Origin of the sequence: Methylobacter sp. (assembly GCF_030680395.1) — a bacterium.
In the GTDB taxonomy this organism is placed as follows: domain Bacteria; phylum Pseudomonadota; class Gammaproteobacteria; order Methylococcales; family Methylomonadaceae; genus Methylobacter_A.
Genome location: NZ_JAUXVR010000006.1, coordinates 137,545 through 162,486, shown reverse-complemented (window position 1 = coordinate 162,486; position 24,942 = coordinate 137,545). Strand labels below are relative to the sequence as shown.

Below are 24,942 nucleotides of genomic sequence, written 5' to 3'. Positions count from 1 at the left end.
TCACCAGAGACCTGTTTAACAATGAAAACGAAAATTGCTTTATTCTTAGGATTGTTGCTTGCAGCTAATGTGAGCTATGCTGATTTAAAAATTGGCTTTGTCAATATACCAGCCGTTCTTGAAAAAGCGCCCCAAGCAGAAAAAGCCAAAAAACGTCTGGAGCAAGAGTTTTCACCGCGAGATAAGCAATTAGTCGCCCAGCAAAAAGAAATCCAAAACATGGACGAAAGAATGACCAAAGATGCTGCAGTGATGGGTGAGTCAGCGCGAGCCAATCTGGAAAAAGATATTTTAAATAAGAAAAGAGATGCAAAAAGAGCCCAGCAGGAATTCAGCGAAGATTTTAATGCGCGTCGTAATGAAGAATTGGGCAAATTACAACGTCGTATCGTTGAAGCTATTCGGGAGATAGCCAAGGCTCAAAATTTTGATTTGTTACTGACTGATGGCGTTATTTATGCCAGTGAAAAAATCGACGTAACCAGTCAAGTTCAACAAAAGTTGTCAACTATGCCGGAATAATTACACACAGGTTTTTATTTTTTAATCGCATAGTCATCAACTTTTAAGAGAAGCATCCTCATATATGTCCATTAAGTTAGATATTTTACAAATACAAGAATTCTTGCCGCATCGTTACCCTTTTTTATTAGTTGATAAGGTTATTGAGTGTGAACCTGGCGTTAGATTACTGGGAGTAAAAAACGTTACTTATAACGAGCCGTTTTTCCAAGGACATTTCCCACAAAAACCTATTATGCCGGGTGTGCTGATTTTGGAAGCTCTGGCTCAATCCACGGGATTGCTGGCGTCAGAAACAGCAGGGGATGAGTTAGCGGGTATGATTTATTATCTGGTCGGTATTGATAAGGCCAAGTTTAAAAGACCCGTTGTGCCTGGCGATCAATTGATGCTGGAAGCAAGATTCCTTAAAAGCAAGCGTAATATCTGGGCATTTGAATGCCGTGCAGAAGTTGATGGTGAGTTCGTCGCAAGTGCCGAAATCCGATGTGCAGCAGTGGTAAATTGATTTGATCGATCCAACAGCGATAGTTGATAGTAAGGCAGAGCTGGCTGATGACGTGTCGGTTGGCCCCTTTTCCGTCATAGGGGCCGATGTAAAAATCGGCGCCGGTACGGTGATAGGTTCCCACGTTGTTATCAAAGGCCCCACTACGATAGGTAAACATAATCGTATCTATCAATTCACCTCCATTGGCGAAGATCCCCAAGACAAAAAGTATGCGGCTGAAATAACCCGGCTTGAAATTGGCGATAGAAATACGATACGTGAATACACCTCTATGCACCGGGGTACTAAGCAGGATAAAAGCCTTACCAAGATAGGCAATGACAACCTGTTTATGGCGTATACCCATGTGGCGCATGATTGCATCATTGGCAATCATGTCATTATGGCAAACGGGGCCTCATTGGCCGGGCATGTGCATTTACATAGTCATGCCATCTTGGGTGGGTTTACCTTGGTGCATCAGTTTACCCAAATAGGCCAGTACAGCTTTGCTGCGATGGGCAGTGCGATTACCCAGGATATTCCCCCCTTTGTTATGGTCGGTGGCAAGCCTACCAGGCCGCACGGTATCAATTCAGTCGGTATGGAACGTAACGGCATTTCTCCTGAAGACATCAGATTAATCAGAAAAGCTTACAAGATAATTTACAAGACCAATCTGCGCCTGGAAGATGCCATTGATCAAATGGAAGACTTGGCCGGTGAAAGCAAAGAATTGTCTGATATGGTCAGCTTTTTACGTAATGTAAATCGCGGCATATTGCGCTAGGTGCCGCCTTGGTGTGAGTAAAATCGCGCTTAAATTGCCTCAAGACCGAAAAAGTTATGGATGATGAATTCTCAATAAAAATCCCTCAAGGTTGTATTGTTGCCGGAGTTGACGAAGCAGGCCGCGGACCACTTGCAGGCCCAGTCTTCGCGGCAGCGGTTATCTTGGATCCGATGCGGCCGATAGCCGGATTGGCCGATTCTAAAATCCTTAGCGAAAGCAAACGGAACAGTCTTTATATCATCATCAAGGAAGCCGCTTTAAGCTGGTCAATTGCCCAAGCCAGCGTTAACGAGATTGATGGATTCAATATTCTTCAGGCGACACTATTGGCAATGCAAAGGGCAGTAGAGGGCTTGAACATCCAGCCTGATGAGGTTTTAGTGGATGGCAACAGGCTCCCTAAATTGTCCATGCCTGCTCAGGCTATTGTTAAAGGGGACAGTAAGGTCCAGGCGATCAGCGCGGCGTCAATATTAGCGAAAGTCGAGCGAGATAAACTGATGGTTGGCTATCATCAACAATACCCCGACTTTGCGTTTCATGTGCATAAGGGCTATGGCACCAAACAGCATCTGGCCGAAATCGAACAGTTCGGCTTTTTAGTCGTACACAGAAGAACATTCAATCCGGTAAAAACCATGCTGATGCAGCAAGGCAGAGGTTAAGCCAACTCAAGCGGCCCTTCATTCATTAACGCGATTTGTTCGCGCAGTTCAATGATCCTGTCCTGCCAGTAACGCGGCGTATCAAACCACGGGAACGCCATCGGAAACGCAGGATCATCCCAGCGCCGTGCAATCCACGCCGAATAATGAATCAGGCGCAAAGTACGCAGGGCTTCTATAAGATGCAGTTCTCTGGTATCGAAATCGTAAAAAGTCCGGTAACCGGTTAGCAGATGGTTTAATTGAACTGTCATCTCGGCGCGATCCCCCGAAAGTAACATCCATAAGTCCTGTATTGCAGGTCCCATCCGGCTGTCGTCGAAGTCAACAAAATGAGGGCCATCATCGGTCCATAAAACATTACCGGGGTAACAGTCTCCGTGCAGGCGCAAGGTTTTTACCTTACCTGCGCGTTCGAAGCAACGCCTAACGCCATCCAGCGCGTGCTCAGTTACACTGCGATAAGCTTCGATAAGATCGGCAGGGATGAAATTATTTTTCAGCAGATAAGCCCTGGGGGCATCGCCAAAACTGGCGATATCAAGAGTCGGACGCTCCTTGAAAGGTTTTAAAGCGCCAATAGCATGAATGCGGGCGATGAACCGTCCCATCCATTCCAGTTTTTCGCGACCCTCAAGCTCAGGTACACGGCCGCCTTGTCTTGGAAATACGGAAAAGCGGAAACCGTCAGCGTGGATTAAAGTTTGATTATCGCCAAACGGCATTGCCGATACGACAGGGATTTCAGCCTCGAACAATTCCTGAACGAACGCATGCTCTTCAAGAATAGCGGCAGTCGTCCAGCGCTCGGGTCTGTAAAACTTGGTGACAATAAAGGATGCGTCCGCCATGCCGACCTGGTAGACGCGGTTTTCATAACTATTAAGCGCCAGCAGTCGGCCGTCGCTATGCAGGCCGATACTGTCGAGCGCGTTTAAAATGATATCGGGAGTCAGGGCTGAAAAAGGAGTCAAATTAGTATTCATGGATACCATTGTAACGCCGAATTCAGCCGAGTTAGGTTAATTAATCGCTGATGTTACGCAAACCACATAAAAACCCCACGAAGACACGGAGAACAGGAAGTTATTGGGTGTTCTTGATAACTATGATTTTCAGCCATTGAGCATTATTTTTGATTATTCCCATTCGATTTAAAAATCGTGTGCCTTTAAATTAGCAAAACAGCAAACTTTAAGGGGAGACATGATCCGCAGAATACACCTTCAGCGCCTGGCGCCTCAAGACAGGAAAGCTTGGCAAAAGTAGTATTGGTAAGCGAATGGAAACCAGAGCGCATTCAGAATCAACTGGCACGAGGTTCGCCCATGACCGATTTGCAAATGCGCGGGCTAATCGACTTCATAGCCCGTTCTAAAGTTAAACGGTTTTAGGATAAGTTGGGAGTAATACGTTTTCTCTCTGCTATCAAGCCAGATTAAAAATATTACAGAATAAATATAAAGTCTTTTGCGTGTCCCGTTTCGGCTTAGGATCAAAACACACCGAACGTAAGTAAATGGGCATCAAAGATTGGGCCAAGTGCTTATCTGGAGGGCAGATTGCAAGATTTCCTTTTTTAATCGCTACAAAGTAGATAAAATTAGTGGGTTTTTATTTATTAGGTGATATCAGCATGAGCGTTATAGAAAGAATTAAAGACCAGATTGAAAATAATCAGGTTGTTTTATACATGAAAGGGTCACCGGATTTTCCTCAATGCGGCTTTTCCGGCCAGACTGTGCAAATATTGGGGGCTTGCCATGCCAAATTTATGTACGTTAATATTTTTGAGGATCCTGAACTTCGCGAGGCGCTCAAAGAATATTCGAACTGGCCGACCTATCCCCAGCTGTATATCGGCGGTGAGCTAGTCGGCGGTTGCGATATCGTTATTGACCTGTACCAGAAAGGTGAGTTGGCAAAGATGTTGGCTGCGGTTGATGCAATAGAGGAATAATCGATAGCACACGGATGACAATCGTGTCATCCGTGTGCCGGTTTTATTATCAACTACCGATCGATTCCAGCTGCTTCCAGCGGTTGACTATCATGCAAAACAGCTCTGCTGTCTTTTCGGCGTCATAAAGCGCTGAATGCGCTTTTTCGTTATCCCAATCCAATCCCGCTGTTTGGGCCATTTTCGCCAGCACGGTCTGTTGATAGACCAATCCCCCCAATGTCGCAGTGTCAAAAGTGCTGAACGGATGAAAAGGACTGCGTTTTATTTGGGTTCTTTGAATGGCGGCATTTAAAAAGCTGATATCAAAAGCAGGATTATGGCCAACCAGAATTGCCCGGGTGCAGTTGTTACGCTTCACTGCCTCTTTAATGGGTTTAAACAGCATGTGCAGCGCGTCTTTCTCATCAATAGCCATCCGAAACGGGTGGTGCGGATCTATGCCGTTAAACTTGAGCGCGGCTTCGTCTAGCTCGGCGTTTTTAAAGGGAATGACGTGTGTTGTATAACGTTCGGTAATTTCCAGTTCGCTGTTGCTGTTAAACTCGACAATTACGGCAGCTATTTCCAGTAATGCATTTTTTTTGGGATTAAACCCGGCTGTTTCAATGTCGATGACTACTGGGAGAAAGCCCCGGAAGCGTTTGTCTAAGGGAATTAAGGGAATTGCAGGTGTATCCATTTTTTGAGTTATGCCAAGAGGTGTCGAAATGATGAGGAATAAATGCGATGATTTATGATATGTTACGCGAAAATCGACCCATATATAAAAATAATAGCGCTGAGGAGTGGATGTAATGCGACATAAAAAATTGATAACCCAGCTCGGATGTTTTGTTTTGTTGGGGATGTTAGACGGATGCGCGACTACCGCAAAAGACCCCCAAGATCCATTGGAAGGCTGGAATAGAGGCGTCCAGACCTTTAACGATAAGCTTGATGATTATGCGATGAAGCCTATTGCCAAAGGGTATCAGTGGATAACCCCCTCATTTGTCGATCGCGGTGTGAGTAATTTTTTCAGCAATATTAATGATATTGGCGTAACCATCAATGACCTGTTGCAGTTTAAGATAGAGCAGACCGGCATGGATGGATCGCGCTTTATCGTTAATACCATCGCCGGTGTTGCCGGTTTTATTGATGTTGCGGCGATGATTGATTTACCCAAGCATAATGAAGATTTTGACCAAACTATGGGAGTCTGGGGTGTGCCGACCGGTCCTTATCTGGTACTGCCGTTTTTCGGGCCAAGTTCTCCCCGCGGCGTGGGTGGTCTGGTCGGCGATGCGGCGATGAATCCCATCAGCTATCTTGACAGCGGTGTTATCAGCGGCGGACTGTTTGGACTGAATGCCGTCGACCTGCGCGCAGACAATTTGACGAGTGAAAAAATAGCGACGGAAGCGGCTGTAGACCGGTATGCGTTTTTTAAAAGCGCTTATTTTCAACATCGTGAATACCTGATTCACGATGGCAATATGCCGGAGGGGGCGGATTATCTGGAGATCGAAGATGACTTTAATGAGGATAATTTGGCTCCGATTAAGCCGTATTAAAAAACAGGCGAAGGGCGAAAAAATACGTTATTACCTTGAAAAGTAGGGCGCGCCGTGCGCGCCTTTTCCTTAGATTTGGATTAAATTGACGCTAATCTCTGGCGCGCTGTACGCCCTACGCTTGGGGTTTTCCGGCAGATTATTGCAACTTCCAGCCCAACTCTTCATTCGCCTTGAGCGGCGTGATGGACAGCCCGTTTTCTCCGTAAGCGGACGGCACTTTCCACGTGGTTTTTTTCAAGGTGACCGTGCCTGAGTTTCTGGGCAAGCGGTAAAAATCGGCCCCGTAAAAACTGGCGAAACCTTCCAGTTTGTCCAAGGCGTCCGCTCGTTCAAAGGCTTCCGCGTAAAGTTCTAAAGCCGCATGAGCGCTGTAACAACCGGCGCAGCCGCAGGCGGTTTCCTTTAATGAAGTCAGGTGCGGCGCGCTGTCCGTGCCCAGAAAGAATTTCGGGTTGCCGCTGGTCGCCGCGGCAACCAAGGCCAAACGATGAGACTCGCGCTTGATGATCGGCAGGCAGTAATGGTGCGGCCTGATGCCGCCCGCCAGAATCGCATTGCGGTTAAACAGCAAATGCTGGGGGGTGATGGTTGCGGCAATATTGTTGCCGGTATCTTGCACAAACTGCACCGCTTCAGCTGTAGTCACATGTTCGACCACGATACGCAAACCGGGGAAGTTATTAGTGATGTCGGTCAGGTAGGTGTCGATAAATACCCGTTCCCTGTCGAAAATATCGCATGCGTCATCGGTGACTTCGCCATGAATCAGTAACGGAATATCATATTGTTCCATTGCCGCCAATAACGGATAAATAGCCTTGATGTCGGCAACACCGGAATCGGAATTGGTGGTGGCGCCTGCCGGATAAAGTTTAAAGGCATGGATATGTTCGGATTCGGCGGCTTTTTTGATTTCATCCGCGGTCGTCGAACCGGTCAGGTAAAGCGTCATCAGCGGCGTAAAATCCAGACCGGCAGGAACGGCTTGCAGAATTTCTTCCCGATAGGTCAAGGCCTGGGCCACTGTCGTAACAGGCGGTTTGAGGTTAGGCATGATGATCGCACGGGCAAATTGTCTTGCGGTATGCGGCAGTACGGTTTGTAAAACTGCGCCGTTTCTGACATGTAAATGCCAGTCATCCGGCCTTGTGATGGTTAATGTTTTCATTATTGGAGTTAAATTCTGTAAAATAGGCGGTTATTTTATAGTAAGTGTCTTGAAAAACTAAGCGCAGCACTTATTGTGGTTATTATTTTTGTTATCGGAGTGGTTAATGCCAATATACGAGTACCAATGTCAATCATGCGGTCATGAGCACGAAGCGTTACAAAAACTCAGTGCCGAGCCCCTAACTATCTGCCCGGCCTGTAGTAAGCCGGAGTTAATGAAAAAGATTTCTGCGGCGGGATTCCGATTGAAAGGCACCGGCTGGTACGAAACTGATTTTAAAAGCGGCACCAAGAAAAATGTAGCGGGCGAAGCGAGTTGTTCAAGTTCCGCACCATCCTCCGGCGGCTGTTCAGGCGGCAGCTGTAAATAATAAAACAGGCGAAGGGCTCAAGGCGAAAGGCAAAAAACATGCCTTCGCCTTGAGCCCTTCGCCTTTTACCTTAAATCAAATCAACAGGGAAAATTTATGCGTACTCACAAGTGCGGAGAATTAAACACACAACAGCTAGGCGAAACTGTTTCAATCTGCGGTTGGGTACATAGACGCAGAGACCACGGCGGCGTTATTTTTATCGATCTGAGAGACCGTGCCGGATTGGTCCAGGTCGTGATTGATCCCGACATGGCTGACACCTTCGCCACTGCTGAAAGCGTCCGCAGTGAATATGTATTACAAATTACCGGTCTGGTTCGTCACCGTCCCGAAGGCACGGTTAACGCCAACATGCATTCCGGCGCAATTGAAATACTGGCTAAAGACATCGTCGTGCTGAACGAGTCGGAAACCCCGCCGTTCCCGGTCGAAAGCGAGATTGAGGTCAACGAAGAATTGCGTTTGCGCTATCGCTATATCGACTTGCGCCGTACCGTAATGCAGGAAAAGATGAAAGTGCGCCGCGATGTGACACGGGTGTTAAGAAACTTTCTCGATGACAACGAGTTTTTCGAGATTGAAACGCCTTACCTGACCAAAGCCACACCCGAAGGCGCGCGCGATTACATCGTGCCGAGCCGCACCCACGAAAACTCGTTTTTCGCGCTGCCGCAATCGCCGCAATTGTACAAGCAGATGTTGATGGTGGCGGGCATGGATCGCTATTATCAAGTCGTGCGTTGTTTCCGCGATGAAGACTTGCGCGCCGACCGTCAGCCTGAATTCACCCAGCTGGATATTGAAACCTCGTTCATGGATGAAAACGAGATCATGCACATCATGGAGGAAATGATCCGCCAGTTGTTTATCAAAGTGATCGGCGTGAACCTGGGCGACAAATTTCCGCGCATGACCCATCAGGAAGCGGTATCGCGCTACGGCGTCGACCGTCCCGATTTGCGGATTCCGCTGGAATTGGTCGATATTGCCGAGGACATGAAAGACGTCGATTTCAAAGTCTTCTCAGCCCCTGCTAACGACCCGAAAGGCCGCGTCGTTGCGATGCGCGTACCGAATGCAGGCGATTTAAGCCGCAAAGACATCGATGCCTTAACCAAGTATGTCAGCATTTACGGTGCAAGAGGTTTGGCTTATATCAAGGTCAACGACCTGGCCGCCGGTGTCGACGGCTTGCAATCGCCTATCGTCAAATTTGCCCCTGCCGAGGTATGGGACAGCGTGTTAGCCAAAGCCGGCGCACAAAACGGCGATTTAATCTTCTTCGGCGCGGATAAAGCTAGCATCGTTAATGAAGCGATGGGCGCGTTGCGGGTCAAGTTAGGGCACGACCTTAACCTGCTGCAAGGCGACTGGAAACCGGTTTGGGTGATTGACTTCCCGATGTTCGATTGGGATGAGAAAAGTCAGCGTTGGAATGCCATCCATCACCCTTTCACCGCGCCAAGTTGCTCGGTCGAAGAGCTGGTCGCCAATCCGGGCGCGGCATTATCCAGAGCATACGATTTGGTGTTGAACGGCACCGAAGTCGGCGGCGGTTCAATTCGTATCAATCGCACGTCCATGCAGCAAACCGTGCTTGAGATTTTAGGCATCGGCGAAGACGAAGCCAGAGAAAAATTCGGCTTCCTGCTGGATGCATTGAAATACGGCGCGCCTCCGCATGGCGGCCTTGCCTTCGGTCTTGACCGTTTGGTCATGCTGATGACGGGATCAACATCAATTCGCGACGTAATCGCCTTCCCTAAAACTCAGTCAGCGGCTTGTCCTTTAGTCAGCGCACCGGCGGTAGTTACCGATGAGCAATTGAAGGAACTGGGCATTCGCTTGATCAAGCCCGCAGGAAAAGAAAAAGCTAAGGATTAAAAGCCTTTTATTCACCACGAAGACACGAAGGACACGAAGAAATAAAACTTCGTGTCCTTCGTGCCTTCGTGGTGATATGCTTTTTTCTTTTATGAATTGACCTGTTATTAAGCGGTTACATAAAATCCTCCCAAAATCTTCTCCCTAGAGGAGTACCATTTATGACCAATACCCCATTTCCCATTCAAGATTACGCCTTACTCAGTGATGAGGAATGCGATGCCCGGATTATCGCCGCCAAAGCCAAGTTGGGCCGTCGTTGCGTGGTGCTCGGACATCATTATCAGCGCGATGAAGTGTTCAAACATGCCGATTTTTCCGGCGATTCGTTAAAACTGTCCAGAGATGCGGCAAAATCCGATGCCGAATACATCGTATTTTGCGGTGTGCATTTTATGGCCGAAGTCGCCGATATACTGTCCCGTCCCGAGCAGATTGCGATCTTGCCGGATATGGCGGCAGGCTGTTCGATGGCCGATATGGCTAATCTGATCAAGGTGCAAAAATGCTGGGATGAATTGGCGCAAGTGATCGACGTGGAAGCCGAAGTTACCCCGGTTACCTATATCAACTCTGCGGCCGACCTTAAATCCTTTTGCGGCAAGCATGACGGCATCGTCTGCACCTCGTCCAACGCCCAAAAAATATTGGAATGGAGTTTTGCCAAAAAATCGAAAGTGCTATTTTTTCCCGACCAGCATCTGGGGCGCAATACCGGTTACCGGATGGGCATCCCCTTGGAAGAGATGGTTACTTGGGATTTTACCAAGCCGATGGGCGGTTTGACCGAACAGCAAATCAGCAACGCCAAAATCATCCTCTGGAACGGCTATTGCTCCGTGCATCAGGTATTCAAGCCGGAGCAGATTGACGATTTTCTTAAACGCTTCCCGGAAACCAAAGTCATTTCGCATCCGGAAGCCTCGTTTGAGGTATGCCAAAAGTCGGAATACATCGGCTCTACCGAGTATATTTTAACAACAGTGCGTGAAGCCGAACCCAACACCCGCTGGCTGGTTGCGACGGAACTGAATCTGGTCAACCGCCTGCATGAAGAGTGTAGGGCGCAGGGCAAAAACGTGCATTTCATGTCGCCTACGCTGTGCATGTGCTCAACCATGTTCAGAACCGACCCGCAACATTTGGCCTGGGTGCTGGAAAACCTGGCAGCAGGACATGTGGTTAACCGGATTTCGGTGCCGGAAGACATAGCCAAGAATGCCAAGAAAGCGTTGGATAACATGTTGGGAGTTATGTAATGTCGTTAGATTTTAATCGATTAAAGTACTTTTCCATGACCTATGTGTTCATGGACGAAGAAGACATAGCCTGCGAATATGAGCAAACAGAGCAAAATCCCGTCGTTGCCTCTGATGGTAATAGCGTCAGTTTTAGCTTAAAAAATATCGATCAAAGCGAAGACAAAGATGTTTATTCGGTAGTCCTGGTAAAAGAGGGCGATGACGAGTTTTACATAAAGTCCGATTATTTTGATGATGCCGCCGAGCCTTACCCGCTAGATGTTGAGATTTCCGATGATGACGTTAAGTTCATATTGGAAGGCGAGGATGAGGTTATGTATTTGTATGGTTTTTTTGAATAAAGTGGTTGTGTAAGGGGTAAGTAGCTTAATCGTTTGCTCACCTTTGATGATAATATAAAAAGAAACGGGCAAAATAAGCCTGTCCCTACTTTTCTGAAGTGTATGGATGCGCTTCAAAAAAATATTCCTAAAAATAAAATGACAGTCAAAGAAGCTACGGCCCGCATCAAGATCAACAAACTGCTCGAAGTTGCTGGTTGGCGTTTCTTCGCCGAAGGCAAATCACCTGCAAATATCCAGCTCGAACCCAGTGTCACTATCAAGACACAGGACCTTGACGCCCTTGGCGAAAACTTTGAGAAATCTTCAAAAGGGTTTATTGATTTTCTTCTGCTCAACGAAAAAGGCTTTCCCTTTATAGTCCTTGAAGCAAAGGCTGAAGATAAAAGCCCGCTTGTTGGTAAGGAACAAGCCCGTAAATACGCACGTTCTCAGAACAGCCGCTTCGTCATCCTTTCCAACGGCAACCTGCATTATTTCTGGGATCTTGAGCGCGGCAACCCCTACGTTATCACAACCTTTCCGTCGCCCACGTCGGTGATGGGTTACCAAAAAACCGTTCCAGATCCCAAGCGTCTTATCGAAGAGACCGTTGACGACGACTACATTGTTCTCACGCAGCGTCCCGGCTATGCTGCCGAGGCTGCTTGGAATAATGAGGACGAACGCTCAGGCTTCATCGAAACCAATAGTCTGCGTTTCCTGCGGCCCTACCAAAATAAAGCCATGGTCGCGCTGCAAAGTGCTGTCAAAGACGGCAAAGACCGCTTCCTTTTTGAGATGGCTACAGGCACGGGCAAGACGCTCACGTCTGCGGCCGTCATCAAACTCTTTTTGCGTACGGGTAATGCTCGGCGCGTTCTCTTTCTAGTGGATCGTTTAGAGCTTGAAGACCAAGCCAAGAAAGCTTTCAACAAGGTGCTCGCCAGCGATTACCAAACCGTCATTTATAAAGAAAACCGCGACGACTGGCGACGCGCCGAGATTGTTGTTACCACCGTCCAGTCGCTGCTCTTCAACAACAAGTACCAGCAGCTCTTTTCGCCTACGGACTTCGACCTCGTTATCTCAGACGAAGCCCATCGCTCCATTGGAGGCAATGCTCGTGCGGTCTTCGATTACTTTATCGGCTACAAGCTCGGCCTCACCGCCACGCCGCGCGATTATCTCAAAAAATTTGACAAGGCCAAGCCCTCCACCAGGGACCCGCGTGAGTTCGAACGCCGGTTGTTGCTCGACACCTACCGCACCTTCGGCTGCGATGATGGTCAGCCCACCTACCGCTATTCCCTGCTCGATGGTGTGAAAGAGGGATTTCTTATTAATCCCACCGTTGTGGATGCCCGCAGCGAGATCACTACGCAGCTTTTGTCGGAAGATGGATTCGTTGTTGAATTCAAAGATGACCAAGGCGAAGATCAAAAAGAAACCTACAAACAGCGCGAATTTGAGAAACGCTTCTTTGCTGATGGCACCAACCAGCTTTTTTGCAAAACCTTTCTGGAACATGCGCTCCGCGACCCCATCAGCGGCGAGATAGGCAAATCCATCATTTTCGCTGTCAGCCAGAATCATGCCGCCAAACTTGCGCAGATTCTGAATCTTATGGCGGACATAATGTTCCCAGGTAAATATCAGTCTGACTTTGCCGTGCAGGTCACATCACAAATTACCGATGCCCAGCAGTTCACTATCAATTTCACCAATAACAACCTGCTCGGCTCGGCTAACTTTTTGCCCACCTACAAAACCAGCAAAGCTCGCGTTTGCGTTGCTGTCGGCATGATGACCACAGGCTATGATTGCCCGGACCTGCTCAATTTGGGTTTGTTCCGCCCGATCTTTTCTCCTACCGATTTTATCCAGATAAAAGGGCGCGGCACCCGCAAACATAACTTCCTCGAGGAGCTCCACGATAAAGATCACAAGGAAAGTATTCAGGAAGCAGGCAAGACTTCCTACAAGCTTTTTGATTTCTTCGCTAACTGCGAATATTTTGAGGAAGAATTCAACTACGACGAAATTCTCAAGCTCCCAAAACCAAAAGGGAAAGACGAAGGCGGAGGCGGCGGCACTGGGCCTACGGGCGCTTCTTACGAGCACCTTGGCGCCGACATTATCTCCACCATTCAGGAAGAGACCATCGGCTACGAGGGTATGAAGATCGACCGTATGTTCTACGAGAAATTCGAAGACACCATGCGAGAGAACGCGGCCATCGTGGAGGCCGTCGAGGCAGGCCAGTGGGATCGTGTGATTGATTATGTGAATCGTGAGGTTTTTGACAAGCCTAACGAGTACTATAATCTCGATAAGCTTCGCAAAGCCGCCGCTGTGGATCGCCGCCTCAGCCTGCGAGAAATTCTCGAAAAAATCTTCGGCCTAATCCCGCGATTCAAATCCAAGGATGAACTGCTTGAAGAAGAATTCTCGAAATTTGTCGCCGACTACAAACCGGAAGAAGCTGAGGCTATTCCCGCACTCAAGAATTATTTCAAAGCCTATGTCACCAGCGACCAGATTCGCCACATTATTGATAATGGCGAACTAACCGACCTTGCTACCAATTCAATTTTTCCCTTGAAAGATTTCAAGGCTGTGCCTAAAGAATTCCGCACGCTTATACCCAATTACATCAAGGACTACGTGTCTTTGAACCAATTTGCTGCTTAAAGGCCAATTTATATCATGCTGGACACTGCTACAAAACGCCGTATCGACACCGCTCGCGATATTCTCGTCGGCAAAGTCCCCGACCCGAAATCCCAGGTCGAACAGATCACCATCGCCCTGATTTACAAATTCATGGATGACATGGATGCCGAAGCCGAGGAACTGGGCGGCAAGCGCAAATTTTTTACCGGAGACTTCGCTCGTTACGGCTGGGCCAAGTTGATGAGTGCGGGTATTGGCGGCCATGAATTGATCGGCCTCTACGGCGAAGGCATCACCACCATGCCGCAAAATCCCGGCATCCCGGCGCTGTTTCGCGAGATTTTTAAAAATGCTTATCTACCGTATCGCGACCCCGAGACGCTCAAGAGTTTTCTCAAAATCATCGACGAATTCAGCTACGACCATTCCGAGCGCCTTGGCGACGCTTTCGAGTATCTGCTATCTGTTCTCGGTTCGCAGGGCGATGCGGGCCAGTTCCGCACCCCGCGCCACATCATTGATTTCATCGTTGAGGTGATGGTACCCAAAAAAGGCGAAGTGATCCTTGACCCAGCTTGCGGCACAGCGGGTTTTCTTATTTCCGCATACAAACACATTCTGCGTACCAATACTGACACCAATAACAATAGTACCCTGACGCCGGATGAAAGAGGTCGCCTCGCCACCAACTTCAAGGGCTACGACATCTCACCCGACATGGTGCGCCTGTCGCTGGTGAACCTATACTTGCACGGCTTCACCGATCCGCACATCTTCGAATATGACTCGCTGACATCCGAAGAGCGCTGGAACGAATATGCCGACGTGATTCTCGCCAATCCGCCGTTCATGTCGCCGAAAGGCGGCATCAAACCGCACAAACTTTTCTCTATCACAACAAAGCGTTCTGAGGTTCTGTTTCTTGACTATATTATTGAGCATTTAACTTCGACAGGCAGAGCAGGAATTATTATCCCAGAAGGAATACATTTTGTTGCGCAAGGAGGGCATACTCAATTACGGCGAACACTGATAGATAAGGGTTTTCTGCTCGCAGATATTACGCTTCCGCATGGAGTCTTCAAGCCATATGCTAGCGTCAAAACACACATCTTGATTATTGATCGTGGTCTCTGCCGACAAAGTGATTCTGTTCTGTTTATAGAGATTGATAATGATGGTTTTTCGCAAAGTGACACGCGCGACCCGATTGCTGGTTCCCAGCTCGATGCCGCGCTAAAGCACATTGAATCCTTCAAAAAATCTATATGCGATAAACAGCATTGGGAGAGGCCCAATAACGATCTTCGGTCTTATGCAATATCAAAAGCAGTGCTCTCAGGTGGCAAGAATGTACATCTGCTGGGACGCTGGCATGATCTCCCAAATCGAGTGATTCATCGTAAAGAGGTTCCGCTCATGCGCATTGATGAACTATGTGAGATCCGTGATGGATTGTCTCCGAACATGGCCACTCAACCCGGTAATTTTGTAATGGTGGTACCTGCTGAAGATCGAAAATCTGCGGATCATTGGAGCTTTGAAGGTAAAGCAGTTTGCATTCCTCTTGTATCCTCGGCTGGTCATGGCAAAGCAGACATTAAACGCATACACTATCAGGAAGGGCAGTTTGCGTTGGCAAACACAATGTGCGCTTTATTCGTTAAAGATGAAACGGTAATTCACCCGAAATACCTCCATATTTTTTTGAGTGCCATGAGTCAAGAATTATTGGTGCCCCTGATGTGCGGAGCGACAAACGTGACGATGAACAGTAGCCAACTTGCCGATGTCATGATTCCGGTACCGAAAATCACCCTTCAAGAGGAGGTCATCGAGTCTGATTTGATCAATACTAAAGCAGCTGCAATGACAGCGGCAGCAGCAGTACTTCGAGATTCATCATCTGATAAAGACATTGTCCAGTTGGCCGAAAGAGTAATACGCGAAACAGAAACATTATTGAAAGCCGCAAAGAAACGAATCAACATATCTGCATTTCTTCCATCGTAGTGAAGATAGAATCCGAAATCGCCGCCAACCGCGAACTGATTGCCCGCTTCGCGAAAAAAAACCGGCTACTCTCGCCCGCGTCTGGAGCGAATAGCTTGAACATGGATACTCAGGATGAGCAGGATAAAAAATCCTGTGTATCCTGAGTATCCATGTCATTTCTGCTTCTATCAATTAAGCTCTGGGATAGCGTGGTAGGATGGGCAGAGTGATAACGAAATCCATCACTCATTGCTACCGAGCTGTTCCCCACGCCCGTGGGGATGAACCGCAGTTGTCCGACCTTGCTTAAGCTCTACGATAATCCGCCAAATTAACCCCATACTTTTTCAACTTGGTATAGACAGCCCGCGAAGTAATGCCCATATCTTCGGCTGTCTTTTTTACATCGCCCTGATGCTGTTTTAGCGCGCTTTCAAGATACGCTTGTTCGGCCTTGGCAAGGGCCTGTTCTTTGATGTCTTTCCATTGCTCAAGGTTAGGTGTTTTGGTTTGAAGAGGTAAATCCAATTCGGTCAGTTCTTTGCCGGTGGCAAATAAAATGCTGCGTTCAAGGATGTTTTCCAATTCGCGGACATTGCCCGGCCACGGATAAGCGCGAATTTTCTGCATGACTTCGCGGCTGACCGATTCAACCGCCTTGTTATATTTCTTGCTCAAACGCTGCACAATCAATTGCACCAGATACGGCAGGTCTTCCGGGCGTTCGGACAGCGGCGGGATGCTTAACCGAACTACGTTGATGCGGTAATACAGGTCGTTGCGGAACAGGGCTTGTTTGACCAGTTGTTCCAGGTTGTTATTGGTTGCGGAGATTATTCTCAGGTCAACCGACAGGGTTTGTTTGCCGCCGACCCGTTCCAGTTCGCCTTCCTGTAGTACCCGAAGCAGTCGGGTTTGTGCCGCAGGAGACAGGGTATCGACTTCATCCAGAAACAAGGTTCCGCCTTCGGCTCTTTCGAAATAACCTTGATGCACTTCGATGGCTCCAGTGAACGCGCCTTTTTCATGTCCGAACAGTGCGCTCTCGATCAGGCTTTCGGGGATTGCGCCGCAATTGATCGGGATAAAGGGTTTATTGCAGCGGTCGCTCATCGCATGTATGGCGCGCGCGATCAATTCCTTGCCGACGCCGGTTTGCCCCTGAATCAGCACGGTTGCCAATGTCGGTGCAATCACTTCGATGGCCTGCAGTATTTTCTGCATGGTCGGCGATTTGGCAATAATCGCCGGAGGCTGGTGTTTTTTTGTCGGCTGCTTGCTTTGTTTGCGCCAGATTTGTTGCATGCTCTGCTCAATGCGCGAGTGCAGCTCGTTAATATCCTGCATTTCCTTAACGGGTGTGGTGTCGGTGTATTCCATGCCCGGATGATCTTTTGCCGCGTTCGGGTTGGTGTATACGCAAACTTCACACTTGCCGTCGTGGCGGGCGATGCTTTGTTTGATTTCCACTTTGGCGTAACCGAAATTTCTGGCTGCGATGCCGCCAAAGACGCTGGATGTCATTCTGCATAATTCGGGAAAGTTGGTAACCCGGTCGCCAAAGGGGCAGCAGCTGTTGGTAACGGTAATGCAATCTTGATTACTGGAAACCAGTGAAAATTTACCGCCGATATTGTTTTTAAGGCCGAGGATGAGTTCGGTATAGCTTTCTGTGTCGAGCAATTCGCTGTTATGGGTTTCTTCCCGATAGGTTTCTTCAAAAAAGCATCCGGCAGTTTTGGCAATGTGTTCAATCAATTGCTCGCAGTGCTTTTGTCCCTGTTGTTCGCTGGCATGCATCAACTCAAGGATGAAAGTTTGCAGGAAAAAAACAGGCGTTAAATCGGAAAGAGAGTTATTGTTCATGATGTTTTGTGAAGTAAATTTTCTTTAATTGAAGCACGGCTTCATTTATCTGGCAACGTTAAAAATCAAGTTATTGTAATTTAATAGAAAAATGGTTGATAATTGCTGGCACGACACTTGCTGTTATCTGAACTGTAACTAACAACGAGGAGTTAAAAATGAACCAAGATAAACCACCTTTAGATCCACATCCATTAAGCGAATATGTTGCCTGGGCCGGAAACCGCAACCGCGAACCGCTGTTAGGCGTTTTAAAAGAAAAACTGCCTAAAGATCCGGCAAATGTTTTGGAACTTGCCAGCGGCAGCGGCATGCATATTAACTATTTTGCGCCGCATTTCGAGCATTTGCATTTTCATCCTTCCGATAAGGATCAGGATGTTTTTGAAAATATCAAGAAACTGTCCGTCGATCACAAGAACGATAATATTGCCGACCCCGCTCATCTGGATTTAACCCACCCTGAAACCTGGTTTAATGCAGGCAAGCCGCATTCATTTGCGGCCATTTTCTGTATCAATATTTTTCAGGTAGCGCCTATTTCAATTGCCGACGGCATGATGAAATGTGCTTCACATTTACTGGATGATAATGGTTTTTTGCTGATTTACGGTCCGTTTCAGGTTGAAGGTACCTTCACCACCGATTCCAATAAAGAGTTTCATGAAACATTAAGTTCTGCAGGTGTTTCGGAATGGGGCTTAAAGGATGTCGCAGACCTGAAAAAAGCGGCTGAAAATCATGGTTTGGAGTTAAAAGAGCAGATTAATATGCCTGCTAATAATTTCTCGCTGATATTTGGCAGAAAGGATTAAAAACAGACGAAGGGCGAAGGGCGAAAAAATCTTGCGTTAAAATCTTGCGTTTAAGTTTGAGGTGAATTTCAATTTTTTAGCCTTTAGCCCTTCTCAATAATGTTCAGTTTAGGGAATTAACGATGGAGAAAAAATGTTCAGCCGTTATTATCGGGGTTGGTCCGGAGCAAGGTTTAGGCGCAACACTTGCCAAATATTTTGCAACAAAAGGATTGCACGTTTATATAGCCGGTCGAAGTGAAGACAAGCTTCAACAGGTGGCGGAAAAAATCAGGCAAAACGGCGGCTTAGTCAGCATAGTGATTGCCGATGCAACGATTGAACGTGACGTGGCGCACTTATTTAAAGTGGTTCGATTGGATGGTTATAGTATTGATATTGCCGCCTATAATGTAGATAGCAACATCCCATCGCCTTTGCTGGAAACGGATGCGGAAACCTTTACCGCGCTTTGGAAGCAAAATTGCCTGGGTGCCTTTTTGTTCGGCAAGGAAGCGGTTAATGCAATGAAGGATAAGCAAAAGGGAACGCTGTTTTTTACCGGGGCGACAGCGTCACTAAGAGCAAAACCGCCGTTCACTGGATTTGCAGCGGCTAAAGCCGGTTTAAGGGCGCTGGCGCAAGGCATGGCAAGAGAGTTTTCGCCGCATGGCATCCATGTGGTGCATACCGTTATTGACGGGGTAATCGACGGCGAACGGGCAAGAAGCCAGTTCCCGGACTATGTTAAGGCTAAAGGTGAGGATGGCTTGTTACAACTGGATGCCATCGCCGAAACCTATTGGGCCATCCACAAACAACATCCCAGCGCATGGACTCATGAGCTGGATTTGAGGCCGTTTAAAGAGCCGTTTTAGGAGGCAGCATGTCGGAAACTAAAAACTGGATTTTGCAGGGCAGTTATTTTGAAACCTGTAACTGTGAAACCGCCTGTCCTTGCGTATGGCTGCAACCGCCGACAAATGGCGATTGTAAACTGCTGGTGGCATGGCATATTGAACAAGGGCATCTGAATGAGCAATCGCTGGACGGTTTGAATGTTGCGATGGCCTGTTACTCGCCGGGACATATGAAAGACGGTAATTGGCAAGCGGCTTTATATGTAGACGAGCGAGCCGATGACAGCCAATTTGATGCGATTGTGAAAATATTTAGCGGTCAGCAAGGCGGACATCCGGCCATTTTAATGAGCTTTGTTAGTGAAGTTTTGGGTGTGAAAAAAGTAAAAATCGACTATCAGGAGCAGGGCGACAGTCGGTGTGTGATTATTCCCGATATAGCTCAGGCCGATATTGAAAGTATTCAGGGCATAACAGGCGGGCAAGCAACCATCAACAATCCGCCGTTGTGCGTGGTAACAAGTCATCCCACGGTGGTTGCCAAATCAAAAAATTACCAGTATCAGGATTACGATAAAAACTGGCAGTTTTCTGAGCGTAACGGTTATTTCTCCGCGTTCGTTTATCAGCCGTAATGGGCTGGGTTAAAGCGCAGACGTCTATTTTAGCTATGGTGCTGGCATGGGTTTTTGCTGCCTGGAGCTATCTGTTTTATCAACATAATCAAATGACATCTCAACCGATGTCGAGCATGTGGATGCCGCCCTCCGAACCCTTGGCTTGGCGCTTTATCGACTTCGCTTTGGTTTATTTTATGTGGGCGGTCATGATGGCGGCAATGATGCTGCCTTCCGCCATCCCCATGATTCTGGCGTTTGCCCGTGTTTGCAGGCAACAAAACAAAGCGTCCTATAAATTGACTTACCTGTTTACTTCGGCCTATCTGGGAATATGGCTGTTATTTAGTGGCGCGTTAACGTTGCTGCAATGGCAAATGCATGGCTTGGCCTGGCTATCACCGATGATGGACAACCAAAATTCAATATCGGCTGCCGGTATTTTGTTTCTGGCGGGCTTTTACCAGTTTATGCCGATAAAAAATGCCTGTTTAGTACATTGCAAAACCCCGATGGGCTTTTTATTAAACGAATGGCAGAATGGTGCAGTCGGCGCATTTAATATGGGTCTGAAACATGGTGCCTACTGTGTCGGCTGTTGCTGGGCGCAAATGCTGATCATGTTTGTCGTGGGCGTGATGAATTTGCTGGGAATGGCGTTGATAACATTATTGGTTATATTGGAGAAATCCATGCCTCTGCAATCAAAGCTTATTTGCAAAGCGGTAGGCGCCGCTTTTATTGCCTGGGGAATTGCCCTGTTGATTGCTTAACGATTGCCTGCTGTTAAATCCTTATTAATAAACCTGAGAAAATTATCGTAATGAAAGTTCGTTTGCTGTTTGCTTTTTCGATTTTATTGTCCGCTATCAGCGGTATTGCTAGTGCCACGACCTATACCTTGCCGGAAAACAGCAATGATAGCGTCATCACTCAATTTCATGACGACGTGTCTTTAACGCGCGCAGAACAAAACGAGACCTTACCGGATGTGGCAAGGCGCTTTCTTCTGGGACAAACCGAAATCGTGCGCTTGAATCCTAACGTTGACCGTTGGCAAGTCAAAAAAGACGAGATTGTCCGTTTATCCAACAGGCGCATTTTGCCGGATACGCCCCACGAAGGGATTACCCTGAATATCGCCGAATACCGGATGTATTATTATCCGCCCACTCAAAAAGGGCTTGCGCCGCAGGTAATGTCCTATGCCCATGGCATCGGTCGGCAAGACTGGAAAACGCCTCTGGGTAAAACCAGTATTGTGCGGAAAGTCAAAGATCCGGCATGGCATCCGCCGGAATCGATTCGACGCGAACACGCGGCGAATGGCGATCCATTACCTGCCGTGGTTCCACCGGGACCTCATAATCCTTTGGGAGCCTATATGCTGCATCTGGCCGTTCCCGGCGGCTATTTGATACACGGCACCGATATTGACAAGATTTACGGTATCGGTATGCAGATAACGCATGGTTGCGTGCGTATGTACCCTGAAGACATTGAGGCCTTATACAACTCGGTTCCGGTCGGCACGCCGGTCTATATGGTTAAACAACCGATCAAGGTTGGATGGCTGGACAATACGCTTTATATCGAAGCGCATCCCGATTTGGAAGGTGAGGAAACAACGCTGGATCAGAAATTAGAGACGGCATCGGCGCTTATTCAAAAAGCCAATGCGCATGCCACAAGCCAGTCTGGAGCCGGCGCGGCGCAAAATATGCCTGAGTTTGACCGGAAAGTATTAACACAAGCGCTTACAGTTTTGGATGGAAATCCGGTGGCGCTATATGAAAGATTGCCGCAGAAAGAGTTGCCGGTATCGTTACCAACAGGTCATGGTTCTAAGGGAGGGTACTATCATGGCGTTTAGGATAACCGGGAAGGGAACATTTATTTAACAATATGATCCTGAGTATCTTCATTGCCCAGGTTATCCACCCAACTGATGGTGATTTTATCGCCGGGGTTGCCGCCTTTTAGCGTAAAAGCAAAGTAGGGATCTTTGGAAATGTTGGCGCCTGTGTTGCCGGTAATAATAACGTTTTTATTATGTTTTACCGTTAGTTCCTGAATAAAATGCGCCGGGATGAGTGCGTTGGTCCTGGCGTCACGATTACGCCCGTGTTCCATCGGGTGGGCTATCAGCATCCGGATTTGCATTTTTCCGTCCATGCGTTTGGTGCGGATTTTAATGCTCGACATGCTAAATCTCGCAGCCGCCAGGAGTGACGATGACTTTCTTGCTGGCGGTGAAGAAACCTTCGTTAGTCTCTACGATGACGGCTACAGCGGATGATTCGGCTATCTTTAAGCGGACCGATACAAAAGCTTCCAGGTCTGGAGATAATTCAAATTTAGCGGCCAAAGGGATGGGGTTTTTCTCAACCAGAATGGCGATGCTTTCAACATTGTTCAGGCTGCTGGTTACCGCAATAGGGACGGCCGCGCCATTTTCCGCCGTTTTGGGAATCCGGATGTCGATTTTATCGGACTCGATGATTTTTTGGTCTTTGAACAAACGCTTTAAGGTTTGTTGCAGTATGTTGGTGGATGTGGTCTCGGCTAGCCATTCTGCAGTTGCTTCGGGAGAGGTAAGCAGTCCGCCGGTCGCAAAAATTGCATAACCGCTGAAGGCAACTGACTTTTTGATAAATGCTCTACGATTGTCGGTCATGCTTATGTTTTCCCGGCTTGGTTTAAAGCGTTTAGCGACTGAATAATGCCTTATAAGCCCGAGCCGACTGTTCCGGCTGATGGTCGAATACTCCGCCGATCACAGCCAACAAATCGGCTCCCGCTGCAAGTAACTGTGCGCCATTGTCCGGCAGAATGCCGCCTATGGCAACAATAGGGATAGTCAGCACACGCTTTGCTTGTCGTAATGTTTCGATCCGGGCGGGCGCCGCCAGCGGTTTTGACGAGGACGGGAAAAATCGCCCGAAAGCCGCATAAGTTGCGCCTTGCGTTTGAGCGGCAACGGCTTGTTCGACAAAGTTATAGCAGGAAACGCCGATAATGGCATCCTCGCCCAACAGCTTTCTTGCCTGAGTAACGGCGCCGTCTTCTCTGCCGAGGTGGACGCCGTCAGCGCCAACCAGTGCCGCAAGTTCGATGTCATCATTGATCAGTAACGGCACGTTATGCTGATGGCAAATTTTGACCAGTTCACGGGCAAGAAATGGCGCGTCCAGCGGGTTCTTGTCCCGATATTGCACAATGACTGCGCCGCCTTTAATAGCGGCTGCAACTTCATTAATAATGATGTCGCCGGATTTATTTCCGGTCTGGGTGATCGCGTATAGCCCGCTTGCAGGAAAATTCATGCGGGCTGTCCTTGCCCGCACCCTTGCGGGCGCTTCGCGTGCAAATCCGCTCCAGGTGGATTTGTAATCACTCTTCATCCATCCAAAAAAACCGGTTGGGAATGTGCTGGCCTTTGCCCGGATGATAAGCGGCATTTAATGAATTCCAGGTGTATTCCTGAGCTTCGATGACGGCTTGCAAAGGTTCCAGGCCGTGCGCTATCAACGCTGCAATAGTGGAAGCCAGCGTGCAGCCGGAGCCATGATAGCTGAACGGCAATCTGTCCCAGGTGTAGGTTTCCCAACTGCGCCGGTCATGGAACAGCTGATTGCTGACCGACGGCGTGGCTTCATGGCTGCCGGTGATCAGCACATAGTCGCAGCCTTTTTCCAGCAGTGCCAGACCGCAGTCGTTCAGGTCGGTTAATCCGGCCAGTTTGCGGGCTTCTTCGCTGTTCGGCGTTAACACGGTAGTGCAGGGCAGTAGCAAATCAACAATAGTTGCGATGAGCCGGTCGTTTGACAGCTCCGCGCCGCCGCCTGCCGCCAGTACCGGATCCAGGACCACCGGAATATGCGGGTGTTGTTTTAATATCGCATGAATGGCGGCTGCGGTTTCATGATGGCCGATTAAACCGATTTTAAAAGCCTTGACCGGCAGGTCGTCCAATAAGGTGTTGGCCTGACTGATAATGGCTTCCGGACTTTGCGGGATGAGTTTTTTTACATTCCGGGTGTCCTGCTCGGTTAAGGCGGTGATGATGCTGGCGGCATGACAGCGATGACTGATCAAAGCTTCCATGTCGGCCTGCACCCCTGCGCCTCCACTGGGGTCATGACCGGAAAATGAAAGCACGACAGGGCGATTTAACGTCATTGTGGATAATTATATTGCTGCTGCGGGTAGCCTTGTTGTTGGGGGTAGCCTTGTTGCTGCGGATAACCCTGCTGCTGAGGATAACCTTGTTGCTGTTGCGGATAGCCCTGCTGTTGCTGAGGATAACCTTGTTGCTGAGGATAGCCCTGCTGTTGCTGCGGGTAACCTTGCTGCTGTTGGGGATAGCCTTGCTGTTGCGGGTAACCCTGTTGCTGAGAAGGACCTTGCTGCGCGCCCGCATTTTTATTGGCGACAATAGCCAACTCCACCCGACGGTTCTGTCCGCGATTCGCCTCGTTCACATTAGACACTTTCGGCATTCTCTCGCCCATGCCCTGTTGGGTGAGTCGGGAGAAATTTACACCATGCTGCGACAAATAACCGGCAACACTGGCAGCGCGCCGCTCGGACAATAACTGATTATAACTATCGGAGCCGACATCATCGGTATGTCCGGTGACATTGATTGTCGAGTCGGGATATTGATTTAATATCTTCGCTACCGAATCCAAAGCGCCTTGTGCTTGTGGCGTTAAAGTTGCCGAATCGAACGCAAAAGTAACGCTGCTCGGCATGGTTAGGTTAAGCGTGTTTTCCGCTGTTCTTTGCACTTCGATACCGGTACCTTGCAACGATTGCTGCATTTCTTGTTGCTGATGATCCATGTAAGCGCCCACAGCCGCGCCAACAACGCCACCGGCTAAAGCGCCCAATCCGGCATTTTTAAGGTCGTTGCCGCCGAACAGCGTTCCCGCGCCTGCGCCGGCCGCAGCGCCCAAGCCGCCGCCCATGGCCGCTTTGCTGAGACTGGATTGTCCGGTGTAAGGGTCGGTGACGCAAGCCGTCAAAAGGACTGAACTTATACCTATCGTTAATAATTTTTTCTTCATTGGAATAACCTTGGTTAATTTGGATGAGACTTCTACTGAAGTCGATTCAAGCGCTCTTGG

The 24,942-nt window shown here is 48.3% G+C and carries 26 protein-coding genes; 17 read left to right on the top strand and 9 right to left on the bottom strand.

Annotation, left to right across the window (positions count from 1 at the left end):
• Nucleotides 1–21 precede the first annotated feature (21 nt).
• The 4 genes from Q8L79_RS02070 (at nt 22) to rnhB (ending at nt 2,470) form a co-directional block, all read left to right on the top strand.
• A complete protein-coding gene (locus tag Q8L79_RS02070) occupies nt 22–522 on the top strand; it encodes an OmpH family outer membrane protein (protein WP_305267601.1) in 501 nt (166 codons plus the stop codon).
• Between the two features lie 64 nt (nt 523–586).
• Nucleotides 587–1,030, top strand: a complete 444-nt coding sequence (gene fabZ / locus Q8L79_RS02065) for a 3-hydroxyacyl-ACP dehydratase FabZ (protein WP_104429385.1) — start codon at nt 587–589, stop codon at nt 1,028–1,030.
• Nucleotides 1,026–1,802 carry an acyl-ACP--UDP-N-acetylglucosamine O-acyltransferase gene (lpxA, locus tag Q8L79_RS02060; RefSeq protein WP_305267765.1) on the top strand — a complete coding sequence of 259 codons (777 nt, stop codon included), beginning with the start codon at nt 1,026–1,028 and terminating at the stop codon, nt 1,800–1,802. Before fabZ ends, lpxA begins: the two co-directional genes overlap by 5 nt.
• Nucleotides 1,803–1,858: 56 nt before the next feature.
• Complete coding sequence (rnhB, locus tag Q8L79_RS02055) at nt 1,859–2,470, top strand: ribonuclease HII (protein WP_305267597.1); 612 nt, start codon at nt 1,859–1,861, stop codon at nt 2,468–2,470.
• Here the strand turns inward: rnhB and Q8L79_RS02050 are convergent.
• Nucleotides 2,467–3,456 (bottom strand): serine/threonine protein kinase, encoded by a 990-nt coding sequence (locus Q8L79_RS02050; RefSeq protein WP_305267595.1) that lies wholly within the window; start codon nt 3,454–3,456, stop codon nt 2,467–2,469. The genes rnhB and Q8L79_RS02050 overlap by 4 nt on opposite strands.
• Nucleotides 3,457–4,106: 650 nt before the next feature.
• Between Q8L79_RS02050 and grxD the strand changes: the two genes are divergently transcribed.
• Complete coding sequence (gene grxD / locus Q8L79_RS02045; protein ID WP_305267593.1) at nt 4,107–4,430, top strand: Grx4 family monothiol glutaredoxin; 324 nt, start codon at nt 4,107–4,109, stop codon at nt 4,428–4,430.
• 49 nt (nt 4,431–4,479) lie between these two features.
• Here the strand turns inward: grxD and rnt are convergent, their stop codons facing one another.
• Nucleotides 4,480–5,112 carry a ribonuclease T gene (gene rnt / locus Q8L79_RS02040; protein ID WP_305267591.1) on the bottom strand — a complete coding sequence of 211 codons (633 nt, stop codon included), beginning with the start codon at nt 5,110–5,112 and terminating at the stop codon, nt 4,480–4,482.
• Nucleotides 5,113–5,227: 115 nt separating this feature from the next.
• Between rnt and Q8L79_RS02035 the strand changes: the two genes are divergently transcribed.
• Nucleotides 5,228–5,989 (top strand): VacJ family lipoprotein, encoded by a 762-nt coding sequence (locus tag Q8L79_RS02035; protein ID WP_305267589.1) that lies wholly within the window; start codon nt 5,228–5,230, stop codon nt 5,987–5,989.
• Nucleotides 5,990–6,128: 139 nt separating this feature from the next.
• On the opposite strand, the gene pyrC is transcribed toward Q8L79_RS02035, so the two are convergent.
• Nucleotides 6,129–7,160 (bottom strand): dihydroorotase, encoded by a 1,032-nt coding sequence (gene pyrC, locus Q8L79_RS02030; protein ID WP_305267587.1) that lies wholly within the window; start codon nt 7,158–7,160, stop codon nt 6,129–6,131.
• Nucleotides 7,161–7,266: 106 nt separating this feature from the next.
• Here pyrC and Q8L79_RS02025 point away from each other — a divergent pair, with 106 nt between their 5' ends.
• From Q8L79_RS02025 to Q8L79_RS02000, 6 genes are all read left to right on the top strand, one after another.
• The gene (locus tag Q8L79_RS02025) at nt 7,267–7,533 is read left to right on the top strand and encodes a zinc ribbon domain-containing protein (RefSeq protein ID WP_305267585.1); all 267 of its coding nucleotides are present in this window, start codon (nt 7,267–7,269) and stop codon (nt 7,531–7,533) included.
• A gap of 96 nt (nt 7,534–7,629) precedes the next feature.
• A complete protein-coding gene (aspS, locus tag Q8L79_RS02020; protein WP_305267583.1) occupies nt 7,630–9,420 on the top strand; it encodes an aspartate--tRNA ligase in 1,791 nt (596 codons plus the stop codon).
• 161 nt (nt 9,421–9,581) lie between these two features.
• Entirely contained in the window at nt 9,582–10,679 is a 1,098-nt protein-coding gene (gene nadA, locus Q8L79_RS02015) for a quinolinate synthase NadA (RefSeq protein ID WP_305267581.1), read from the top strand.
• On the top strand, nt 10,679–11,023 hold the full coding sequence (locus Q8L79_RS02010; RefSeq protein WP_305267579.1) for a hypothetical protein: 345 nt from the start codon (nt 10,679–10,681) through the stop codon (nt 11,021–11,023). The genes nadA and Q8L79_RS02010 overlap by 1 nt, the downstream gene beginning before the upstream one ends.
• Before the next feature lie 102 nt (nt 11,024–11,125).
• Complete coding sequence (locus Q8L79_RS02005) at nt 11,126–13,696, top strand: DEAD/DEAH box helicase family protein (protein WP_370869858.1); 2,571 nt, start codon at nt 11,126–11,128, stop codon at nt 13,694–13,696.
• 15 nt (nt 13,697–13,711) lie between these two features.
• A complete protein-coding gene (locus Q8L79_RS02000) occupies nt 13,712–15,691 on the top strand; it encodes an N-6 DNA methylase (RefSeq protein ID WP_305267575.1) in 1,980 nt (659 codons plus the stop codon).
• A 288-nt stretch (nt 15,692–15,979) separates the two neighbouring features.
• Here the strand turns inward: Q8L79_RS02000 and Q8L79_RS01995 are convergent, their stop codons facing one another.
• Entirely contained in the window at nt 15,980–17,539 is a 1,560-nt protein-coding gene (locus Q8L79_RS01995) for a sigma 54-interacting transcriptional regulator (protein WP_305267573.1), read from the bottom strand.
• Between the two features lie 158 nt (nt 17,540–17,697).
• Between Q8L79_RS01995 and Q8L79_RS01990 the strand changes: the two genes are divergently transcribed.
• The 5 genes from Q8L79_RS01990 to Q8L79_RS01970 all read left to right on the top strand — a co-directional run bounded on the left by Q8L79_RS01990 (nt 17,698) and on the right by Q8L79_RS01970 (nt 21,683).
• A complete protein-coding gene (locus tag Q8L79_RS01990) occupies nt 17,698–18,354 on the top strand; it encodes a DUF938 domain-containing protein (RefSeq protein WP_305267571.1) in 657 nt (218 codons plus the stop codon).
• Nucleotides 18,355–18,476: 122 nt separating this feature from the next.
• A complete protein-coding gene (locus Q8L79_RS01985) occupies nt 18,477–19,211 on the top strand; it encodes an SDR family NAD(P)-dependent oxidoreductase (RefSeq protein WP_305267569.1) in 735 nt (244 codons plus the stop codon).
• 8 nt (nt 19,212–19,219) lie between these two features.
• Entirely contained in the window at nt 19,220–19,828 is a 609-nt protein-coding gene (locus tag Q8L79_RS01980) for a DUF1326 domain-containing protein (protein ID WP_305267567.1), read from the top strand.
• Nucleotides 19,828–20,583 (top strand): DUF2182 domain-containing protein, encoded by a 756-nt coding sequence (locus Q8L79_RS01975; protein WP_305267565.1) that lies wholly within the window; start codon nt 19,828–19,830, stop codon nt 20,581–20,583. Before Q8L79_RS01980 ends, Q8L79_RS01975 begins: the two co-directional genes overlap by 1 nt.
• 50 nt (nt 20,584–20,633) lie before the next feature.
• A complete protein-coding gene (locus Q8L79_RS01970; RefSeq protein ID WP_305267563.1) occupies nt 20,634–21,683 on the top strand; it encodes a L,D-transpeptidase family protein in 1,050 nt (349 codons plus the stop codon).
• Nucleotides 21,684–21,703: 20 nt separating this feature from the next.
• Here the strand turns inward: Q8L79_RS01970 and soxZ are convergent, their stop codons facing one another.
• The 5 genes from soxZ to Q8L79_RS01945 form a co-directional block, all read right to left on the bottom strand.
• Nucleotides 21,704–22,015, bottom strand: coding sequence for a thiosulfate oxidation carrier complex protein SoxZ (soxZ, locus tag Q8L79_RS01965; protein WP_305267561.1), 312 nt, complete (start codon nt 22,013–22,015; stop codon nt 21,704–21,706).
• 1 nt (nt 22,016) lies between these two features.
• The gene (gene soxY / locus Q8L79_RS01960) at nt 22,017–22,487 is read right to left on the bottom strand and encodes a thiosulfate oxidation carrier protein SoxY (RefSeq protein WP_305267560.1); all 471 of its coding nucleotides are present in this window, start codon (nt 22,485–22,487) and stop codon (nt 22,017–22,019) included.
• 31 nt (nt 22,488–22,518) lie between these two features.
• Entirely contained in the window at nt 22,519–23,136 is a 618-nt protein-coding gene (gene thiE, locus Q8L79_RS01955; protein ID WP_305267558.1) for a thiamine phosphate synthase, read from the bottom strand.
• A gap of 67 nt (nt 23,137–23,203) precedes the next feature.
• A complete protein-coding gene (locus Q8L79_RS01950; RefSeq protein WP_305267556.1) occupies nt 23,204–23,992 on the bottom strand; it encodes a hydroxymethylpyrimidine/phosphomethylpyrimidine kinase in 789 nt (262 codons plus the stop codon).
• Complete coding sequence (locus Q8L79_RS01945) at nt 23,989–24,882, bottom strand: OmpA family protein (RefSeq protein WP_305267554.1); 894 nt, start codon at nt 24,880–24,882, stop codon at nt 23,989–23,991. The genes Q8L79_RS01950 and Q8L79_RS01945 overlap by 4 nt, the downstream gene beginning before the upstream one ends.
• Nucleotides 24,883–24,942: the final 60 nt, after the last annotated feature.

Bases quoted from the DNA above. Each gene is read 5' to 3' on its own strand.
- rnt (WP_305267591.1), bottom strand. From the start codon at position 5,112: ATGGATACACCTGCAATTCCCTTAATTCCCTTAGACAAACGCTTCCGG.
- Q8L79_RS02000 (WP_305267575.1), top strand. From the start codon at position 13,712: ATGCTGGACACTGCTACAAAACGCCGTATCGACACCGCTCGCGATATT.
- Q8L79_RS01985 (WP_305267569.1), top strand. From the start codon at position 18,477: ATGGAGAAAAAATGTTCAGCCGTTATTATCGGGGTTGGTCCGGAGCAA.
- Q8L79_RS01995 (WP_305267573.1), bottom strand. From the start codon at position 17,539: ATGAACAATAACTCTCTTTCCGATTTAACGCCTGTTTTTTTCCTGCAA.
- Q8L79_RS02005 (WP_370869858.1), top strand. From the start codon at position 11,126: ATGGATGCGCTTCAAAAAAATATTCCTAAAAATAAAATGACAGTCAAA.
- rnhB (WP_305267597.1), top strand. From the start codon at position 1,859: ATGGATGATGAATTCTCAATAAAAATCCCTCAAGGTTGTATTGTTGCC.
- Q8L79_RS02070 (WP_305267601.1), top strand. From the start codon at position 22: ATGAAAACGAAAATTGCTTTATTCTTAGGATTGTTGCTTGCAGCTAAT.
- nadA (WP_305267581.1), top strand. From the start codon at position 9,582: ATGACCAATACCCCATTTCCCATTCAAGATTACGCCTTACTCAGTGAT.
- pyrC (WP_305267587.1), bottom strand. From the start codon at position 7,160: ATGAAAACATTAACCATCACAAGGCCGGATGACTGGCATTTACATGTC.
- fabZ (WP_104429385.1), top strand. From the start codon at position 587: ATGTCCATTAAGTTAGATATTTTACAAATACAAGAATTCTTGCCGCAT.
- Q8L79_RS01970 (WP_305267563.1), top strand. From the start codon at position 20,634: ATGAAAGTTCGTTTGCTGTTTGCTTTTTCGATTTTATTGTCCGCTATC.
- Q8L79_RS02010 (WP_305267579.1), top strand. From the start codon at position 10,679: ATGTCGTTAGATTTTAATCGATTAAAGTACTTTTCCATGACCTATGTG.
- thiE (WP_305267558.1), bottom strand. From the start codon at position 23,136: ATGAATTTTCCTGCAAGCGGGCTATACGCGATCACCCAGACCGGAAAT.
- Q8L79_RS01980 (WP_305267567.1), top strand. From the start codon at position 19,220: ATGTCGGAAACTAAAAACTGGATTTTGCAGGGCAGTTATTTTGAAACC.
- Q8L79_RS02035 (WP_305267589.1), top strand. From the start codon at position 5,228: ATGCGACATAAAAAATTGATAACCCAGCTCGGATGTTTTGTTTTGTTG.
- Q8L79_RS01975 (WP_305267565.1), top strand. From the start codon at position 19,828: ATGGGCTGGGTTAAAGCGCAGACGTCTATTTTAGCTATGGTGCTGGCA.
- Q8L79_RS02050 (WP_305267595.1), bottom strand. From the start codon at position 3,456: ATGAATACTAATTTGACTCCTTTTTCAGCCCTGACTCCCGATATCATT.
- aspS (WP_305267583.1), top strand. From the start codon at position 7,630: ATGCGTACTCACAAGTGCGGAGAATTAAACACACAACAGCTAGGCGAA.
- soxZ (WP_305267561.1), bottom strand. From the start codon at position 22,015: ATGTCGAGCATTAAAATCCGCACCAAACGCATGGACGGAAAAATGCAA.
- Q8L79_RS01945 (WP_305267554.1), bottom strand. From the start codon at position 24,882: ATGAAGAAAAAATTATTAACGATAGGTATAAGTTCAGTCCTTTTGACG.
- Q8L79_RS01990 (WP_305267571.1), top strand. From the start codon at position 17,698: ATGAACCAAGATAAACCACCTTTAGATCCACATCCATTAAGCGAATAT.
- Q8L79_RS01950 (WP_305267556.1), bottom strand. From the start codon at position 23,992: ATGACGTTAAATCGCCCTGTCGTGCTTTCATTTTCCGGTCATGACCCC.
- soxY (WP_305267560.1), bottom strand. From the start codon at position 22,487: ATGACCGACAATCGTAGAGCATTTATCAAAAAGTCAGTTGCCTTCAGC.
- Q8L79_RS02025 (WP_305267585.1), top strand. From the start codon at position 7,267: ATGCCAATATACGAGTACCAATGTCAATCATGCGGTCATGAGCACGAA.
- grxD (WP_305267593.1), top strand. From the start codon at position 4,107: ATGAGCGTTATAGAAAGAATTAAAGACCAGATTGAAAATAATCAGGTT.